The organism is Mannheimia massilioguelmaensis (genome assembly GCF_000940515.1).
Lineage (GTDB): Bacteria > Pseudomonadota > Gammaproteobacteria > Enterobacterales > Pasteurellaceae > Basfia > Basfia bettyae.
In genome coordinates, this window is sequence record NZ_CDQL01000004.1 from 332,890 (window position 1) to 349,661 (window position 16,772).

Annotated in this window: 18 protein-coding genes; 17 read left to right on the forward strand and 1 reads right to left on the reverse strand. The window is 34.7% G+C overall.

Annotation, left to right across the window (positions count from 1 at the left end; genetic code table 11):
- The first annotated feature begins 566 nt into the window (after positions 1 to 566).
- The 12 genes from ccmA to BN1226_RS03075 all read left to right on the forward strand — a co-directional run bounded on the left by ccmA (position 567) and on the right by BN1226_RS03075 (position 8,801).
- The gene (gene ccmA, locus BN1226_RS03020; protein ID WP_044469920.1) at positions 567 to 1,202 is read left to right on the forward strand and encodes a cytochrome c biogenesis heme-transporting ATPase CcmA; all 636 of its coding nucleotides are present in this window, start codon (positions 567 to 569) and stop codon (positions 1,200 to 1,202) included.
- Entirely contained in the window at positions 1,202 to 1,867 is a 666-nt protein-coding gene (gene ccmB / locus BN1226_RS03025; protein ID WP_044469921.1) for a heme exporter protein CcmB, read from the forward strand. The genes ccmA and ccmB overlap by 1 nt, the downstream gene beginning before the upstream one ends.
- A 15-nt stretch (positions 1,868 to 1,882) precedes the next feature.
- Positions 1,883 to 2,614: a heme ABC transporter permease gene (locus BN1226_RS03030; RefSeq protein WP_044469922.1), complete on the forward strand. Its 732-nt coding sequence runs from the start codon at positions 1,883 to 1,885 to the stop codon at positions 2,612 to 2,614.
- A 63-nt stretch (positions 2,615 to 2,677) separates the two neighbouring features.
- Positions 2,678 to 2,881 carry a heme exporter protein CcmD gene (gene ccmD / locus BN1226_RS03035; protein WP_044469923.1) on the forward strand — a complete coding sequence of 68 codons (204 nt, stop codon included), beginning with the start codon at positions 2,678 to 2,680 and terminating at the stop codon, positions 2,879 to 2,881.
- Complete coding sequence (ccmE, locus tag BN1226_RS03040; protein WP_044469924.1) at positions 2,878 to 3,429, forward strand: cytochrome c maturation protein CcmE; 552 nt, start codon at positions 2,878 to 2,880, stop codon at positions 3,427 to 3,429. The genes ccmD and ccmE overlap by 4 nt, the downstream gene beginning before the upstream one ends.
- Positions 3,426 to 5,372, forward strand: coding sequence for a heme lyase CcmF/NrfE family subunit (locus tag BN1226_RS03045; RefSeq protein WP_044469925.1), 1,947 nt, complete (start codon positions 3,426 to 3,428; stop codon positions 5,370 to 5,372). The genes ccmE and BN1226_RS03045 overlap by 4 nt, the downstream gene beginning before the upstream one ends.
- A 55-nt stretch (positions 5,373 to 5,427) precedes the next feature.
- Entirely contained in the window at positions 5,428 to 5,976 is a 549-nt protein-coding gene (locus BN1226_RS03050; RefSeq protein WP_044469926.1) for a DsbE family thiol:disulfide interchange protein, read from the forward strand.
- A complete protein-coding gene (locus BN1226_RS03055) occupies positions 5,976 to 6,458 on the forward strand; it encodes a cytochrome c-type biogenesis protein (RefSeq protein ID WP_044469927.1) in 483 nt (160 codons plus the stop codon). The genes BN1226_RS03050 and BN1226_RS03055 overlap by 1 nt, the downstream gene beginning before the upstream one ends.
- Positions 6,459 to 6,461: 3 nt before the next feature.
- Positions 6,462 to 7,385 (forward strand): c-type cytochrome biogenesis protein CcmI, encoded by a 924-nt coding sequence (ccmI, locus tag BN1226_RS03060; protein ID WP_044469928.1) that lies wholly within the window; start codon positions 6,462 to 6,464, stop codon positions 7,383 to 7,385.
- A gap of 82 nt (positions 7,386 to 7,467) precedes the next feature.
- Positions 7,468 to 7,872 carry an SMU1112c/YaeR family gloxylase I-like metalloprotein gene (gloA2, locus tag BN1226_RS03065; RefSeq protein WP_044469929.1) on the forward strand — a complete coding sequence of 135 codons (405 nt, stop codon included), beginning with the start codon at positions 7,468 to 7,470 and terminating at the stop codon, positions 7,870 to 7,872.
- Complete coding sequence (locus BN1226_RS03070) at positions 7,850 to 8,470, forward strand: DUF8095 domain-containing protein (protein WP_239384651.1); 621 nt, start codon at positions 7,850 to 7,852, stop codon at positions 8,468 to 8,470. The genes gloA2 and BN1226_RS03070 overlap by 23 nt, the downstream gene beginning before the upstream one ends.
- 19 nt (positions 8,471 to 8,489) lie before the next feature.
- A complete protein-coding gene (locus BN1226_RS03075; RefSeq protein WP_044469930.1) occupies positions 8,490 to 8,801 on the forward strand; it encodes a YajG family lipoprotein in 312 nt (103 codons plus the stop codon).
- 115 nt (positions 8,802 to 8,916) lie between these two features.
- On the opposite strand, the gene gap is transcribed toward BN1226_RS03075, so the two are convergent.
- Entirely contained in the window at positions 8,917 to 9,936 is a 1,020-nt protein-coding gene (gap, locus tag BN1226_RS03080) for a type I glyceraldehyde-3-phosphate dehydrogenase (RefSeq protein ID WP_005759405.1), read from the reverse strand.
- Positions 9,937 to 10,260: 324 nt separating this feature from the next.
- Between gap and gmk the strand changes: the two genes are divergently transcribed.
- The 5 genes from gmk to murI all read left to right on the forward strand — a co-directional run bounded on the left by gmk (position 10,261) and on the right by murI (position 16,339).
- Complete coding sequence (gene gmk, locus BN1226_RS03085; protein ID WP_044469931.1) at positions 10,261 to 10,887, forward strand: guanylate kinase; 627 nt, start codon at positions 10,261 to 10,263, stop codon at positions 10,885 to 10,887.
- Positions 10,888 to 10,956: 69 nt separating this feature from the next.
- Positions 10,957 to 11,223 carry a DNA-directed RNA polymerase subunit omega gene (rpoZ, locus tag BN1226_RS03090; RefSeq protein ID WP_005759417.1) on the forward strand — a complete coding sequence of 89 codons (267 nt, stop codon included), beginning with the start codon at positions 10,957 to 10,959 and terminating at the stop codon, positions 11,221 to 11,223.
- Positions 11,224 to 11,282: 59 nt separating this feature from the next.
- Entirely contained in the window at positions 11,283 to 13,406 is a 2,124-nt protein-coding gene (spoT, locus tag BN1226_RS03095) for a bifunctional GTP diphosphokinase/guanosine-3',5'-bis pyrophosphate 3'-pyrophosphohydrolase (RefSeq protein ID WP_044469932.1), read from the forward strand.
- A gap of 6 nt (positions 13,407 to 13,412) precedes the next feature.
- Positions 13,413 to 15,494 (forward strand): ATP-dependent DNA helicase RecG, encoded by a 2,082-nt coding sequence (gene recG / locus BN1226_RS03100; protein ID WP_044469933.1) that lies wholly within the window; start codon positions 13,413 to 13,415, stop codon positions 15,492 to 15,494.
- 41 nt (positions 15,495 to 15,535) lie between these two features.
- Positions 15,536 to 16,339 carry a glutamate racemase gene (gene murI, locus BN1226_RS03105; protein ID WP_044469934.1) on the forward strand — a complete coding sequence of 268 codons (804 nt, stop codon included), beginning with the start codon at positions 15,536 to 15,538 and terminating at the stop codon, positions 16,337 to 16,339.
- Positions 16,340 to 16,772: the final 433 nt, after the last annotated feature.

Consider the following 16,772-nt stretch of genomic DNA (forward strand, 5'->3'; position numbering starts at 1 on the left):
AACCTATTAGCCGCACACAAAATGTGAGAGGAGTAATAAGTTGAGTAATAAAGAAGAGTTATTAAACATAAAGAAAAAATCCTTGATTAATTCTAATTATTGCATCTAAAACGATACAGCCTTAATTTGAAAACAATTTCATCTTACTTTATTAAAACTAGATGTCAAACTATTTTTTAGATAATTGTTTGTTTTTGTGGTGTTTTTTTAGAACTTAAATAGCTTTAAAAACTATTTATTGTTAATTTTACAGAGTTTTAAACTGGTTGTTTTTGTAAGATTGTTTTTTTATGCCAGTATTTTTTCTAATTGCTATTTATAATTTTTTTCTATGAATTTTTGAAATATTGCAATTTTCTTTATTCAAATTACTAAAAATAACCCTAAATATGATCAATTCTTCAGACAGATGATAATCATTCATAACTAAGCTTTGAGCTAAATCAAAAATGCCTTAATTCAACTCTAAATAGGTAGTTACTTATTAGATTAATTGTTACGACAAAAGAAAAGGTTATGGTATTATTCTTTAACTATTTTTTCGTTTAGTCCACGTAGTTTAATCTATGAATAAATTAGAAATTGAACAGTTATCTTGTCAGCGCGGTGATAAATTACTTTTTACTGATTTATCGCTAATCTTACAATCAGGAGATTTTATTCAAATTGAAGGACATAACGGAATCGGTAAAACCAGTTTGCTACGCATTTTAGCAGGATTAGCTAAGCCAAATGCGGGAAAAGTGCGGTGGAATTCTCAAGAAATTTATAAGTGTCGGGAAGACTATCATTATAATTTACTTTATTTGGGGCATAATGCGGGCATTAAACCTGAATTGACAGCTTGGGAAAACTTAAAGTTTTATCAACAAATAACACCTTGCGTTCAAGGTGATACGGTTTTGTGGGATATTTTAGCACTGGTTGGTTTGTTAGGGCGTGAAGATATTGTTGCAAGTCAACTTTCAGCAGGTCAACAAAAGCGTATTGCTTTAGCACGTTTATGGCTTTCTCAAGCACCATTATGGATTCTAGATGAACCCTTTAATGCAATTGATAAAAATGGTGTGAAAGTGCTTACTGAGTTATTTGAAAAGCATGCGGCTGATGGCGGAATCGTAGTTTTAACTAGTCATCAAGAAGTGCCAAGTACGAAATTAAAAAACTTAAACTTAGCTGAATATAAATATTTAGAGAACTAATGATTTTTTTTGAAATAATTAAACGTGAACTACGTATTGCCATGCGCAAACAAGCAGAAATACTTAATCCGCTATGGTTCTTTTTAATTGTAATTACATTATTTCCATTAGTAATTGGGCCTGATCCCATTTTACTTGCGAAAATTGCCCCAGGAATCGCATGGGTGGCAGCGTTACTTTCTGCCTTATTGTCTTTTGAAAGATTATTTCGTGATGATTTTATGGATGGTTCATTAGAACAATTAATGCTTACAGCCCAACCTTTGGCTTTAACTGCATTAGCAAAAGTATTAGCTCATTGGTTGTTAACGGGATTACCATTGATTTTATTATCACCTATCGCCGCATTATTGCTTTCTTTAGAGATGAATATTTGGTGGGCGTTAGTATTAACCTTATTAGTTGGCACCCCTATTCTTAGTTGCATTGGAGCAATTGGGGTCGCATTAACCGTTGGATTACGTAAAGGTGGGGTATTATTAAGTTTGCTTGTAATTCCTTTATTTATTCCAGTATTAATTTTCTCAGCTTCTGTATTAGATGCTGCAACTTTAAATTTATCTTATAGTGGTCCTTTAGCTATTTTAGGTGCGATTCTCGCAGTAGCGATGACTTTATCACCTTTTGCTATTGCCTCTGCATTAAGAATTAGTTTAGACCAATAATGAAAGGAATAGAACATGTGGAAGTGGTTACATCCTTACGCAAAATCTGAAACGCAATATTATTTATGTGGAAAATTTATTCCATTTTTTGCCTTCATTGCTATTGCTTTATTAGCGATTGCTTTTGTTTGGGGCTTAGCATTTGCACCAGCAGATTATCAACAAGGTAATAGTTTCCGTATTATGTATGTGCATGTACCGAGCGCAATTTGGTCAATGTGTGTATATGGTTCAATGGCGGTAGCGGCTATTATTGGTTTAGTATGGCAAGTTAAAAATGCTCATTTATCAGTGATTGCAATGGCGCCTATCGGGGCATTATTTACTTTTCTTGCATTAGTCACTGGTGCAATTTGGGGAAAACCAATGTGGGGTACATGGTGGGTATGGGATGCCCGCTTAACTGCTGAACTTATTTTATTCTTTCTCTATTTAGGTGTGATGGCGTTATATTCGGCTTTTCAAGATCGTGCAACAGGTATGAAAGCCGCAGCTATTTTATGTATTGTTGGGGTGATTAATTTGCCTATTATTCATTTCTCAGTGGAGTGGTGGAATACTTTGCATCAAGGTGCAAGCATCACTAAGTTTGAGAAACCTTCAATTGCTACACCAATGTTAATTCCATTGATTTTAAGTATTTTGGGGTTTATGGCATTAACTATTTGGCTTACCTTAGTGCGTTATCGAGTAGAACTATTAAAAGAAGATAGCAAACGCCCTTGGGTAAAAGCTTTAGTAAAGTAGTGGAATGCACTCAAAAGTGCGGTCAGAAATAAAAAAATTTTATGATTCTTTTAGGAGTGATATATGTTTTTTGAATCTTGGAGTGATTTTCTTAATATGGGGGGCTATGGCTTTTATGTATGGCTTTCTTATGGCATTTCTCTAATCTCAATTTTGATTTTTGCAGTACAAAGTTATCATGGTAAAGTTGCTGTATTCCGTGAAATTAAACGTGAAGAGCTACGTGAACAACGCTTACAAGCAACACAATCCCGAGGCAAGCTATGAATCCAAGACGTAAATCAAGATTAACAATAATTCTATTTGTTTTAATCGGTGTAACTATTGCTTCTTCTTTAGTGTTATATGCATTACGTCAAAATATTGATTTATTTTATACGCCTTCAGAAGTGGTGAATGGGAAGAATAATGATCCTAATGCAATACCTCAAGTTGGACAACGTATTCGTGTTGGTGGCATGGTGGTAGAAGGAGCTGTTCATCGTGATCCGAAAAGTTTAAAAGTTACCTTTAATGTGGATGATATTGGTCCTGAAATTACTGTTGAATATGAAGGCATCTTGCCTGATTTATTTCGTGAAGGGCAAGGTATCGTAGCACAAGGGGTATTAAAAGAACCCACCTTATTAGTGGCAAGTGAAGTATTAGCCAAGCATGATGAAAATTATGTTCCACCCGATCTTAGTGAAAAATTAGAAAGTGTGCATAAAGGCGCAGGGGTGACTCAAAAGGATATGCATGGAGAAAGTGAGCGAGATCGTGCGGCAAAAATGTTAAATAATGAAGCAAATACTCAAAAAGAAGGTAGTAAATGATTCCTGAGTTAGGTAATTTTTCTTTAGCGCTTGGCTTAGCAATATCTATTTTATTAGCCTATTTTCCTCTATGGGGTGCTGAAAAAGGAAATAAACAACTTATGTCATTGGCTCGTCCAATGACTTATGCATTATTTATCTGTTTGAGTTTAGCATTTGGTGCATTATTTTATGCTTTTGCTGTGAATGATTTTTCAATCCAATATGTAGTTAATAACTCCAATAGTCGCTTACCTGTTGAATATCGTCTTTCTGCAGTTTGGGGATCTCATGAAGGATCATTATTATTATGGATCTGGCTATTAAGTTTATGGAGTGTAGCGGTAGCTATTTTCAGTAAACAACTACCACAAGAAGCCGTCGCTCGTGTACTGGGTATTATGGGGTTAGTGAGTGTTGGATTTTTAATATTTATCATTTTTACTTCAAATCCTTTTATTCGTACTTTTCCCGATTTACCTGTAGATGGTAGAGAGTTAAATCCAATGTTGCAGGATGTGGGATTAATTTTTCATCCGCCATTGCTTTATATGGGATATGTGGGGTTCTCAGTCGCTTTTGCTTTTGCTATCGCTTCTTTAATCACTGGACGTTTAGATAGTGCTTGGGCTCGTTGGTCTCGTCCTTGGACAATGGCTGCTTGGATATTTCTAACCCTAGGTATCACTTTAGGTTCATTCTGGGCTTACTATGAATTAGGCTGGGGCGGCTTCTGGTTTTGGGATCCTGTAGAAAACTCTTCATTAATGCCATGGCTAGCTGGAACAGCATTATTACATTCATTAGCGGTAACTGAAAAACGTAGTTCATTTAAGGCTTGGACAGTATTACTTGCCATTTTAGCATTCTCATTATGTTTATTGGGAACCTTCTTAGTCCGTTCAGGTGTCTTGGTATCCGTACATACCTTTGCTTCAGATCCTACTCGTGGCTTATATATTTTGGCCTATTTAATTGTGGTGATTGGTGGTTCCTTAACGCTTTATGCTTATAAGGGGAGTCAAATTCGTTCAAGAGATAATGCTGAACGTTATTCTCGAGAATCTATGCTGTTACTTAATAATATTTTATTAATGACCGCACTTGCAGTGGTGTTATTAGGTACGCTATTACCATTAGTACATAAACAAATCGGTTTGGGTTCCATTTCTATTGGTGCACCATTCTTTGATCAAATGTTCCTAATTATTATGACACCTTTTGCTGTATTATTAGGTATTGGTCCATTGGTTAAATGGCGTCGAGATGAATTTTCAGCAATTCGCACACCAGTCATTATTAGTTTAGTTGTAATGGTGATTTTGGGCTTTGCATTACCTTATTTTATTGGTAATAAATTGACTGTCAGCGCTGTATTGGGCAGCATGATGGTTGTGATCATTGTTTTACTTAGTTTTTATGAATTAAAACAACGTGCGACTCACCGTACTGGTTTGATTGAAGGCATGACTAAACTTTCTCGATCACATTGGGGAATGTTGTTGGCTCACCTCGGTGTAGCAATGACCGTATGGGGCATAGCTTTTAGCCAAAACTTTAATATTGAACGTGATGTTCGCATGAAAACTGGTGACGTCGTAGAAATTGCAGGCTATCAATATAAATTCCAAGGTGTTGAAACATCAAATGGTCCAAACTATATGGGTGGTAAAGCTAAAGTAGAAATTAGCAAAGATGGAAAACTCGAAAATACTTTATACGCTGAAAAACGCTTCTATACAGTAAGCCGTATGTCTATGACCGAAGCTGCAATTGATTGGGGATTTACACGAGATCTTTATGTGGCACTTGGTGAAAAGTTAGATGATAACTCTTGGGCATTACGTTTATATTATAAGCCTTTTGTTCGCTGGATTTGGTTTGGCGGCTTATTTATGGCATTAGGTGGTTTACTCTGTATGTTTGATCGTCGTTATAGATTTTCTAACTTACTGAAAAAATAGCTATTTATTAGGTACGTATGTATTACGTATTGATGTTCTTCAATTAGGTATAAGAATGAATAAAAAACTTTATCTTCCTTTAATTATTTTTCTTGCATTAGTTATTGCTTTTATGGTGCAACTACAACGTAATGCTGCTGGGGATGACCCTAAGAATTTAGAGTCTGCTTTAATTGGCAAACCTGTGCCTGAAAAAATAATGCAAGGGCTATTAGAGGATAAACAATATACTTCTGAAATTTTCCGCCAAGGTAAACCTGTTTTAATTAATGTTTGGGCAACTTGGTGCCCTACTTGTTACGCTGAACATCAATACTTAAATGAATTAGCTAAACAAGGCGTTAATATGATAGGTGTGGATTATAAAGATCAAACGGATAAAGCGATTAAATGGCTCAAAGATTTGAATAATCCTTATAAGCTTGTGATTAAAGATGAAAAAGGCTCATTGGCTCTTGATTTAGGTGTTTATGGTGCACCTGAAACCTTTATTGTTGATGGACAAGGTATTATTCATTATCGCCATACAGGCGATGTGACTGATAAAGTCTGGAAAGAAACATTAGCACCTATCTATAATAAATTATTAGAAGGGGCAAAATAATGAAAAAATTAACCGCACTTTTAGTTATGATTAGTGCTGTCAGTTTGCCTAGTTTTGCCGCTATTGATGCTTTTAATTTTAGCTCAGAAAAACAAGAAAGTGACTATCATACATTAACGCAAGAACTACGTTGCCCACAATGTCAAAATAATAATATTGCAGATTCTAATGCAGTAATTGCCATTGATATGCGTGAAAAAGTATTTGAATTATTGCAAGAAGGTAAGTCTAAACAAGATATTGTGCAATATATGGTGGATCGTTATGGTAATTTTGTGACTTATAACCCTCCCATTACTGCGGCGACTATTTTGTTATGGATATTGCCTGTTTTATTGGTTTTACTAGGATTAGGCTTTTTATTCCGTAAAAAATCAAAATCAGTTTCTATTAAAGTGTCTGAATCAACAAATTTATCTTCACAAACATTATCAATAGAAGAGCAAAAACGTTTAGACACTTTATTAAAAGATAAGGAATAAATAATGACTTTTGGAATAACTGCGGTCATTTTTACATTAATTATTGCATTAATTTGTTTTTACCCATTATTACGCAATACATCTAAAAATGAGCAAGATACAAATCGAGATACTTTAAATAAAGCATTATATTTTGATCGTTTAAAAGAAATTGAAAACGATGAAAAACAAGGTTTATTAGATCATGTAGAGCAATTAAAAACAGAATTGCAACAATCTTTATTAGAAGATATTCCAGAAAACATGGAAGATAAACAAGATAAAAAATCTTATAGTAAATTGTGGTTCGTTTCTGGTTTCTTATTCCTTGGAATTATTGCTGGAATAACTTATTTTAAAGTGGGTGGTTGGCAATCAGAAGAAATGATGGCAAGAAGTTATGAAAAATTGCCTTATTTCTATGAGCGTCTTAAAGAGGAACAAACTAAACCTCTAGATGATAAAGAATTACAACAATTTGCCACTGCATTACGTATTAAATTAATGAAATCCCCTAATAATGCTGATGATTGGTGGATGTTAGGTCAACTTGGCACGGCATTAAATAATGGCGAGTTGGCTCATACAAGTTATGCTAAAGCATCGGAATTGCAGCCTGAAAATACAGAATATAAGTTGTCTTATGCAAGAACATTAATGTTTTCTGTAGATGCATCAGATAAGGCTAAAGGTAGTGAGTTATTAAAAGAAGTCATTCGTAAAGATCATAGCAATCTTCAAGCATTAAGCTTATTAGCTTTTAATTATTTTGAAAATGAAGATTATAAAATGGCAGCGGTAACTTGGGCGATGATGTTAAAATTATTACCTCAAGATGATTCGAAGCGTGATTTAATTGAAAAAAGTATTCGTTCTGCTCGTGATGCATTAGCGGAACAAGAGATAGAAAAGCATAAAACCTTAGTGCCTACAATTGAAAATAAATAATATTTTTTGTTATTTATTTTTGAAGTATATTTATGCTATTATCAAAAGAGGCTAAATTTTAGCTATATTAAGGATATAAAATATGGCATTGTTGCTTAATGGATTCCATCATGTTGCCATTATTGTATCTGATTATCAAAAGTCAAAGGCATTTTATACTGAGATCTTAGGTGCTAAAATAATAGAAGAAACATATCGTTCTTCTCGTGATAGTTATAAATTAGATCTTTGTTTTCCAGATAGCAGTCAACTTGAACTGTTTTCTTTTCCCAATCCACCCAAACGGCTTAGCCAACCAGAGGCTTGTGGATTACGTCATTTGGCATTTAAAGTAGATGATATTGATGAAGCAGTACGATATCTAAGAAGTAAGCAGGTGGAATGCGAAGATATTCGCATTGATGAATTAACTGGTAAAAAATTTACTTTTTTTAGAGATCCAGATAATTTACCACTAGAATTATATGAATTTTATTGTTTACCGTAATAGTAGAGTCAAAATGCGAAACTTAACATTTTCTATCTCACTGATATTATTAAGTTTATCTACCTATAGTGTTGCTAAAGATGTTTCTGTGCATATTTCAGAAGATGCAACCACCATTAAAGTAAAAGATATTTCAGCAAATATTTTTGGTCAGGGGCATGAAAAAGTAGAAAAAACTTATGTCAGTAGAGAAAATTCAGAGTCTTTAAATCCTGATAATTCAAATGATGCTCGTTTATTAGCAAATAGCATTGAGTTTGAGCTTTATGAAATAAGCGAAAATCACAATTCTCATACCATTTATGAATCTGGTGCTGGTATTTGCAGGGGATTTAAATCTCAACATGGTGTGGATCTAACAGATTCCACAACCTATTATATAGGAAATTCATCTAATGAGTATTATGCAAGTATAATCGGAGCTAATGTATCAGATAAAAATGGAGCTAAAAATATGCAATATGCTCCTGTGTTTAATATTAATGATCCAAATTTATCTAAGCAAGTACAAGATGATGAAGCTAAATATGGACGTGGGCTTGCAACAAGAAATGTTAAAGATAAAACAAAGATTTTATCTTCAGTCATATGTCAATAATGAATCTTGGAATAACTAAATGAAAGCAAAAATAATCTTATTAGGGAGTGCTATTTTAGGCATGTCAGCTTGTTCTTCACAGCCAGAATATCAACCCCAGGCACCTTTAGATATGCAATCAGTACAAGCTTATCAAAACAAAGTTTATAGTGGTAATACTGTGCCTGTGAGTAAAAAAGTAAAAGAACAACCTGAAGTAGAAATGCCAATGAATGTGAGTGATAAGCAGGCTGCTGATGAGCGTTTTAATACTCGTCGTAGTTATCACCCTGGCAATGTGGTATTAGTGCCTAGTATTGGTTATGGTTACCATCATCATAGTCACTGGTAAGAAAAATTCATCGAAATTAAACCGCACTTTTGTGCGGTTTTTTATGGATTAAATTCTAAAAATTCTGTAAATAAAAAACCGCTCATTATGAGCGGTTTTATTGACGAGTAAAGGATTAGCCTTTGTAGTTATGAATGTGAGCAACTAAGTCTAATACTTTGTTTGAATAACCTGTTTCGTTATCGTACCAAGATACTAATTTTACAAATGTATCTGTTAATGCGATACCTGCATCAGCATCAAAGATAGATGTTAATGCACAACCGTTAAAGTCTGTAGAAACTACAGCATCTTCAGTATAGCCTAAAACACCTTTTAATTCGCCATTGAATGTTTTACCTTCAGCTGCATCTTTGATCGCTTTTTTGATTACGTCATATGCTGCTGGTTTTTCTAAGTTAACTGTTAAGTCAACAACAGAGACATTTGGCGTAGGAACACGGAATGCCATACCAGTTAATTTACCGTTTAATGCAGGTAATACTTTACCTACGGCTTTAGCAGCACCAGTTGATGAAGGGATAATGTTTTGTGATGCACCACGACCACCACGCCAGTCTTTAGCTGATGGACCATCTACGGTTTTTTGCGTAGCTGTAGTTGCATGAACTGTTGTCATTAAACCATCTTTAATACCGAAAGTTTCATGAATAACACGTGCTAAAGGTGCTAAGCAGTTAGTGGTACATGAAGCATTTGATACGATGTCTTGACCTGCATATGCAGAGAAGTTAACTCCACGTACGAACATTGGAGTTGCATCTTTTGAAGGACCAGTCATAACAACTTTTTTAGCACCCGCAGTGATGTGTTTACGAGCTGTTTCATCAGTTAAGAATAAACCAGTTGCTTCAACGGCGATATCAACACCGATTGCACCCCAATTTAGATTTGCAGGATCACGTTCAGCTGTTACGCGGATTGTTTTACCATTAACAACTAAGTTGCCATCTTTAACTTCTACTGAACCGTCAAAACGACCATGAGTTGAATCGTATTTTAACATATATGCCATATATTCAACATCAATTAAGTCGTTAATACCTACAACTTCAATGTCATCACGTTGTTGTGCTGCACGAAATACGATACGGCCAATACGACCGAAACCATTGATACCAATTTTAATTGCCATAAGATTTTCACCTATAATGTAAGTTAAACAAAATTATCACGGTTCATCAAACATAGAAACTAGCCTAATTTCCCGTCATTTTTGAAGTATAACATGGTTTTTTTTATATTCGAAACGAGACGATGAGTTAAACGAGAGCAGATAGTTTTTTTGTGATCTATGTCAATATTCTTCATTAATATTTGTTACGAAATGAGTATTGACAAAAATAGTTTTTTATAAATGTAAGATAAAATAAAATTTTTATAAAAATAACCGCACTAATCGCTGTATTTTTTATGAATTATAGGCATAATGATCTCTATTTTTATAGAGGTCAATTTTATGTTTCAAGGAAATTTATATATCATTTCAGCGCCAAGTGGAGCTGGGAAGTCATCGCTCATATCAGCATTATTAGCACAAGATACTACACATAAAATGATGGTTTCTGTTTCTCATACCACAAGAAAACCTCGCCCAGGTGAACAGAATAGCGTACATTATCATTTTGTTACTGTAGAAGAATTTGAAGCACTAATTAAAGATGGCGTTTTTCTTGAATATGCTAAGGTATTTGGGGGAAATTATTATGGTACTTCTCTTCCTGCAATTAAGGAAAATTTAGCACAAGGAATTGATGTATTTCTTGATATTGATTGGCAAGGTGCACAACAAATTCGTAAAAAACTACCTAGTGTAAAAAGTATTTTTATTCTTCCGCCTTCTTTAGCAGAATTAGAAAAGCGTTTAATTGGACGTGGGCAGGATAGTTCAGAAGTGATTGCCGAACGTATGTCAAAAGCCATAGATGAAATTTCACATTATCATGAATATGATTATGTGATTATCAATGATGAATTTAACCAAGCACTGACAGACCTACAGCATATTTTGAGAGCTGAAAAATTGACGATTAGTTATCAAAGTGAGCAAAATAAACGCTTAATTAATCAATTACTAGCAAAATAGGTTATATTTTAGTAATATAAACAATTCAATTATTTATCATCCTTAGTAATAACCCCAACGGAGTAGAATATGGCTCGTGTAACAGTACAAGATGCTGTTGAAAAAATTGGCAACCGTTTTGATTTAATCTTAACTGCGGCTCGTCGTGCAAGACAATTACAATTACATGCTCGTGAACCTTTAGTGCCAGAAGATAATGATAAACCGACAGTTATCGCATTACGTGAAATTGAAAAAGGTTTAATTGATAATGACATTATGAATGCTCAAGAACGTCAGGAAGCATTAGAACAAGAGAAAGTAGAATTAAACGCTGTTTCTCTATTATCTGAATAGTTAAATTTTTATTATTCGTTGGCTCGTTGTCTGACATTTTGTAATAAGGTAGGTATCTCGTGTATCTTTTTGAACCATTAGACAAAATTATCCAAGACTATTTACTTCCAGAGCACATTGAGCTAATTAAACGAGCCTTTGTGGTTGCACGAGATGCCCATGAAGGTCAGTTTCGTTCAAGTGGCGAGCCATATATTACCCATCCTGTAGCGGTAGCATCAATTATTGCTGATATGCGTTTAGACCATGAAGCTATCATGGCCGCATTATTACATGATGTTATTGAAGATACGCCTTATACTGAAGAACAGCTAACGAAAGAATTTGGCAAAAGTGTTGCCGAAATTGTCAATGGTGTTTCTAAACTCGACAAATTAAAATTTAGAACACGTCAAGAAGCTCAAGCAGAAAGTTTCCGTAAAATGATTTTAGCCATGACGAAAGATATTCGTGTGGTATTAATCAAATTAGCCGACCGCACCCATAATATGCGTACTTTAGGGGCCTTACGTCCTGAGAAACGTCGTCGAATTGCGAAAGAAACCTTAGAAATTTACAGCCCTTTGGCTCATCGCCTTGGTATTGAGCGTGTAAAGAATGAATTAGAGGATTTATGTTTCCAAGCCATGCATCCTCAACGCTATGCTGTATTAAATAAAGTGATTGAAATCGCACGTAATACTCGCCAGGAACTAGTTCATCCTTTACTTGAATCTATTCAGAATCGATTATCCGAAGTTGGTATTCCAGCACGTGTATTTATAGAAGAAAAACCACTATTTTATATTTATCAAAATATGCGGTCGAAAAACCAACAATTTCGCTCGATTATGGATATTTCTAATTTTCGTATTATCGTAGATTCAGTTGATAATTGTTATCGCGTATTAGGGCAGATGCATAATTTGTTCAAACCTCGTTCAGGTATGATTAAAGATTATATTGCAGTACCTAAAGCTAATGGTTATCAAGCGTTGCATACTTCCACAATTGGACCTCGAGGTGTCGTTGTTGAGATCCAAATTCGGACCGAAGAAATGAATTTAATTGCCGAATTGGGTGTGACTGCTCACTGGATTTATAAACCTGATGGTAAAAATGATAGTACTACGGCACAAATTAAAGCACAGCATTGGTTACAAAGTATTATTGAGCTACAGCAAAGTGCGGGTAATTCTTTTGAATTTATTGAAAGTGTTAAATCTGATTTATTTTCTGATGAAATTTATGTGTTTACACCTAAAGGGCGTATTATTGAGTTGCCTGCTGGAGCAACACCAATAGATTTCGCTTATGCCGTACATACTTCAATTGGCAGTACTTGTATTGGGGCAAAAGTCGATCGTGAAGTTTATTCATTATCACAACCACTACGTTCAGGGCAAACAGTAGAAATAATAACCTCACCAACAGCGACACCAAATGAGAGCTGGCTGAATTTTGTAGTGACGGGGCGAGCGAGAAATAAAATTCGCCAAACGTTAAAAACTTTACGTTATGAAGAAGCAGTTAATCTAGGTAAACGCCAATTATTGCATGTTTTGGCAGGTAAACAATTCGAAGATTTGGATCAAAAATTAGTCGATCAATTATTAGATCAACTTAATCTCAATAATTTTGATGATTTATTAGCAGAGATTGGTTTAGGTAATCAATTAAGTTCTACAATTGCTCGCCATCTATGTGGTCAACCCATTGAAATTGAGAAAAATGTTGAAGAACTTCATAATCAAGCTTGCTTGCCTATTAAAGGTATTGAAGGATTATTAATTGATTTTGCTAAATGCTGTCATCCTATTCCAGGTGATCCTATCATTGGTTATTCAATACCTGGTAAGGGATTAGTAATTCACCATGAGTTGTGTTCAAATTTAAAACGTCGTACTTTACAAAAAGATCCGCAAATTAAAGTTGAATGGGAACCTTGTGATGATTACACGGAATTTGAAACAGAATTAAATATTCGAATCATGAATGAACCTAAAGCATTAGCAAATTTAATGGCGGCAATCTCCTCGGCTAAAAGTAATATTTATAGTATTTGGACAGAAAATGGAGAGGAGCACGAGTATTTAGTTACCTTGACGTTAACGGCTAAAGATACTAAACATTTAGCATATATTATCCGCAAGATTCAAAGCCTTTCTGGTGTTCAGTCTGTTCAACGTAACATTAATGAATAGATTAGTATGAACAACCAACTTCTTGATGCAGTTCCTCTCACTGCACTTTCAGGTGTAGGGACAGCTGTTTCAGCGAAATTAAGTCGTATTGGCATTAATAATCTTCAAGACTTATTATTTCATCTTCCTATACGCTATGAAGATAGAACTCGTATTACTCCTATTTCAGATTTACGTCCCGATGAATATGCTACAATTGAAGGCTTAGTACAAACTTGTGAAGTACAATTTGGACGTCGTCCGATATTAACGGTGAGCTTGTCAGATGGTTCATCAAAAATTATGTTACGTTTTTTTAATTTTAATGCAGGAATGCGTAATAGTTTCCAAATTGGTATTAGAGTCAAAGCCTTTGGGGAAATTAAACGCGGGCGTTTTATGGCTGAAATTCATCATCCTGAATATCAGATTATTCGAGATAATCAGCCTATAAAATTAGAAGAAAACTTAACACCTATTTATTCTACAACAGAAGGATTGAAACAAACTTCATTACGTAAATTGACGGATCAAGCATTAGCTTTACTTGATAACATTCAAGTAGCAGAAATTTTACCTAATGAATTTAATCCCTATCCATTTAGTTTAAAAGAAGCGATCCGGTTTTTACATCGTCCCCCACCAGATGTTTCCTTGGACACCTTAGAAAAAGGGCAACATCCAGCACAAGTGCGGTTGATTTTTGAAGAATTATTAGCACATAACTTGGCGATGCAAAAAGTGCGGTTGGGTACACAGCAATTTACAGCCTTACCTCTACATTATCAAACAGACTTGAAACAACGTTTTCTTGATAATTTACCTTTTAATCCAACGAATGCTCAGGCAAGAGTGACACAAGATATTGAAAAGGATTTATCGAAAAATTATCCGATGATGCGTTTAGTCCAGGGTGATGTCGGATCTGGAAAAACTTTAGTTGCAGCCCTTGCCGCCTTAATGGCAATTGATAATGGTAAACAAGTTGCTTTAATGGCGCCCACTGAGATCTTAGCGGAACAACATGCGGAGAATTTTCGTCGGTGGTTTGAGCCTTTAGGTATTCAAGTAGGATGGTTAGCGGGTAAAGTAAAAGGTAAAGCACGTCAAACTGAACTTGAACGTATTAAAAATGCAGATGTACAAATGGTAGTTGGAACACATGCATTATTTCAAGAAGAAGTGGAATTTTCAGATTTAGCTCTCGTCATCATTGATGAACAGCATCGTTTTGGTGTGCACCAACGCTTAATGTTACGTGAAAAAGGTGAAAGTGCGGGTTATTATCCACATCAATTAATTATGACTGCCACACCTATTCCTCGAACGTTAGCGATGACTGTTTATGCTGATCTAGATACCTCAATAATTGATGAATTACCACCAGGGCGGACCCCAATTAAAACAGTGGTTGTATCAGAGGAACGGCGTGCAGAAATTGTAGCTCGAGTGCATAATGCTTGTACTAATGAAAATCGACAAGTGTACTGGGTTTGTACTTTAATAGATGAAAGTGAAGTTTTGGAAGCTCAGGCAGCAGAGGCAACAGCAGAAGATTTACAAAAAGCATTACCGCACTTACGTATTGGATTAGTACATGGACGGATGAAGCCCGCTGAAAAACAAAGCATTATGGCAAGTTTTAAAGCTGCTGAATTAGATTTATTAGTCGCAACTACAGTGATTGAAGTCGGTGTCGATGTGCCCAATGCTAGTTTAATGATTATTGAAAATGCAGAACGCTTGGGGTTATCACAACTTCATCAGCTCAGAGGACGAGTTGGACGAGGGAGCACTGCATCTTTCTGTGTACTAATGTATAAACCGCCATTAGGAAAAATTTCACAAAAACGTTTACAAGTCTTGCGTGATAGCCAAGATGGGTTTGTAATATCTGAAAAAGATTTAGAAATTCGAGGTCCTGGTGAAGTTTTAGGTACAAAGCAAACAGGTATAGCAGAATTTAAAATAGCCAATCTCATGCGAGATCGCAAAATGATACCTAGCGTACAATATTATGCTAAACAGCTTATTATCCAATATCCTGAACTTTCTGAATTGTTAATTAAACGATGGTTAAATAACCGTGAGATTTATAGCAATGCATAAAAGTGCGGTGATATTTTGGAAAATTTTATAGGTAAACCATAATGGTAGAAAATCAACCAACTATTCTCTTCTTTGATTCTGGTGTGGGCGGATTTAGTGTATACAGAGAAGTAAAAGAGCTTTTGCCCAATTGCCACTATTTGTATTGTTTTGATAATGCATTTTTTCCATTTTCAGAGAAAAGTGAAGAATTAATTATCCAAAGAACATTAACTGTTTGTGGGAAAATTAACGAAACCTATCCTCTAGATCTGATTGTAATTGCTTGTAATACAGCAAGTACTGTGGTCTTACCCGCTTTGAGAGAAACTTTCTCAATCCCTATCGTCGGAACAGTCCCAGCGATAAAACCAGCAACAGAAATTTCACAAACCAAACAAATTGGATTATTAGCAACAAAAGGTACCATCCAAAGATCTTATGTTGATGAGCTTATTAAAAAATATGCGACTAATTGTAAAGTAGAGAAAATTGGTTCAACTAAGTTAGCAGAAATTGCTGAACAAAAATTGCATGGACATTCTGTGGATTTGATTACATTGAAAAAAGAACTTGAACCATGGATAGCATTGGATAAATTAGATTCAGTTATTTTAGGATGTACTCATTTTCCTCTAATTAAAGAAGAAATCCAATTATGTTTGCCTCAAGTAAAGTATTTTTTAGATCCTGGTTATGCTATCGCAAAACGGGTTAAATATCTTTTATCAACAATTGATATTCAAGCAAAACATACCAATACCCAAAATCTCATATTTTGTACTAAGCTTTTCGAGTTAGATAAAACATTTGAATATATGATTAATTTATGGGGATTTAAAGAGTTAATTGTACTAAACGTTTAAGCTAAATATGGAGTGAAATTAATAGATAGTTTAAGTGAGTCGAGTAAAAAAACAGCACTTAAAAACAATTTTGAAATTTTTCTAAAAAAAAGGTTGCAAAGAAATTTTTGTTCCCTATAATACGCCTCCGCACCGCAAGGAAAGCAAAGATTAGAGAGAAAAGTTTAAAATAAATTTTCTAATAATACTTGACGTAAGTATGATAATTAAATATCATAAAAAACCTTGCTAAATGCAACAGCTCTTTAACAATTTATCAGACAATCTGTGTGGGCACTTGTAAGATTTGGTTTTGAAAAAAATATGAAGTCTTAAGGTGCTGAACAAAGTTAATTTAATTAGCGATTAAAGTCAGTATTTTGAGCGATTAAACTTTTTTAAATTGAAGAGTTTGATCATGGCTCAGATTGAACGCTGGCGGCAGGCTTAACAC

What these genes read in the sequence shown, in the direction of transcription:
- gmk (WP_044469931.1), top strand. Translation starts at nt 10,261, where the DNA reads ATGTTTCAAGGAAATTTATATATCATTTCAGCGCCAAGTGGAGCTGGG.
- BN1226_RS03030 (WP_044469922.1), top strand. Translation starts at nt 1,883, where the DNA reads ATGTGGAAGTGGTTACATCCTTACGCAAAATCTGAAACGCAATATTAT.
- ccmE (WP_044469924.1), top strand. Translation starts at nt 2,878, where the DNA reads ATGAATCCAAGACGTAAATCAAGATTAACAATAATTCTATTTGTTTTA.
- ccmA (WP_044469920.1), top strand. Translation starts at nt 567, where the DNA reads ATGAATAAATTAGAAATTGAACAGTTATCTTGTCAGCGCGGTGATAAA.
- ccmB (WP_044469921.1), top strand. Translation starts at nt 1,202, where the DNA reads ATGATTTTTTTTGAAATAATTAAACGTGAACTACGTATTGCCATGCGC.
- BN1226_RS03075 (WP_044469930.1), top strand. Translation starts at nt 8,490, where the DNA reads ATGAAAGCAAAAATAATCTTATTAGGGAGTGCTATTTTAGGCATGTCA.
- BN1226_RS03050 (WP_044469926.1), top strand. Translation starts at nt 5,428, where the DNA reads ATGAATAAAAAACTTTATCTTCCTTTAATTATTTTTCTTGCATTAGTT.
- gloA2 (WP_044469929.1), top strand. Translation starts at nt 7,468, where the DNA reads ATGGCATTGTTGCTTAATGGATTCCATCATGTTGCCATTATTGTATCT.
- BN1226_RS03055 (WP_044469927.1), top strand. Translation starts at nt 5,976, where the DNA reads ATGAAAAAATTAACCGCACTTTTAGTTATGATTAGTGCTGTCAGTTTG.
- murI (WP_044469934.1), top strand. Translation starts at nt 15,536, where the DNA reads ATGGTAGAAAATCAACCAACTATTCTCTTCTTTGATTCTGGTGTGGGC.
- BN1226_RS03070 (WP_239384651.1), top strand. Translation starts at nt 7,850, where the DNA reads ATGAATTTTATTGTTTACCGTAATAGTAGAGTCAAAATGCGAAACTTA.
- rpoZ (WP_005759417.1), top strand. Translation starts at nt 10,957, where the DNA reads ATGGCTCGTGTAACAGTACAAGATGCTGTTGAAAAAATTGGCAACCGT.
- ccmI (WP_044469928.1), top strand. Translation starts at nt 6,462, where the DNA reads ATGACTTTTGGAATAACTGCGGTCATTTTTACATTAATTATTGCATTA.
- ccmD (WP_044469923.1), top strand. Translation starts at nt 2,678, where the DNA reads ATGTTTTTTGAATCTTGGAGTGATTTTCTTAATATGGGGGGCTATGGC.
- BN1226_RS03045 (WP_044469925.1), top strand. Translation starts at nt 3,426, where the DNA reads ATGATTCCTGAGTTAGGTAATTTTTCTTTAGCGCTTGGCTTAGCAATA.
- gap (WP_005759405.1), bottom strand. Translation starts at nt 9,936, where the DNA reads ATGGCAATTAAAATTGGTATCAATGGTTTCGGTCGTATTGGCCGTATC.
- recG (WP_044469933.1), top strand. Translation starts at nt 13,413, where the DNA reads ATGAACAACCAACTTCTTGATGCAGTTCCTCTCACTGCACTTTCAGGT.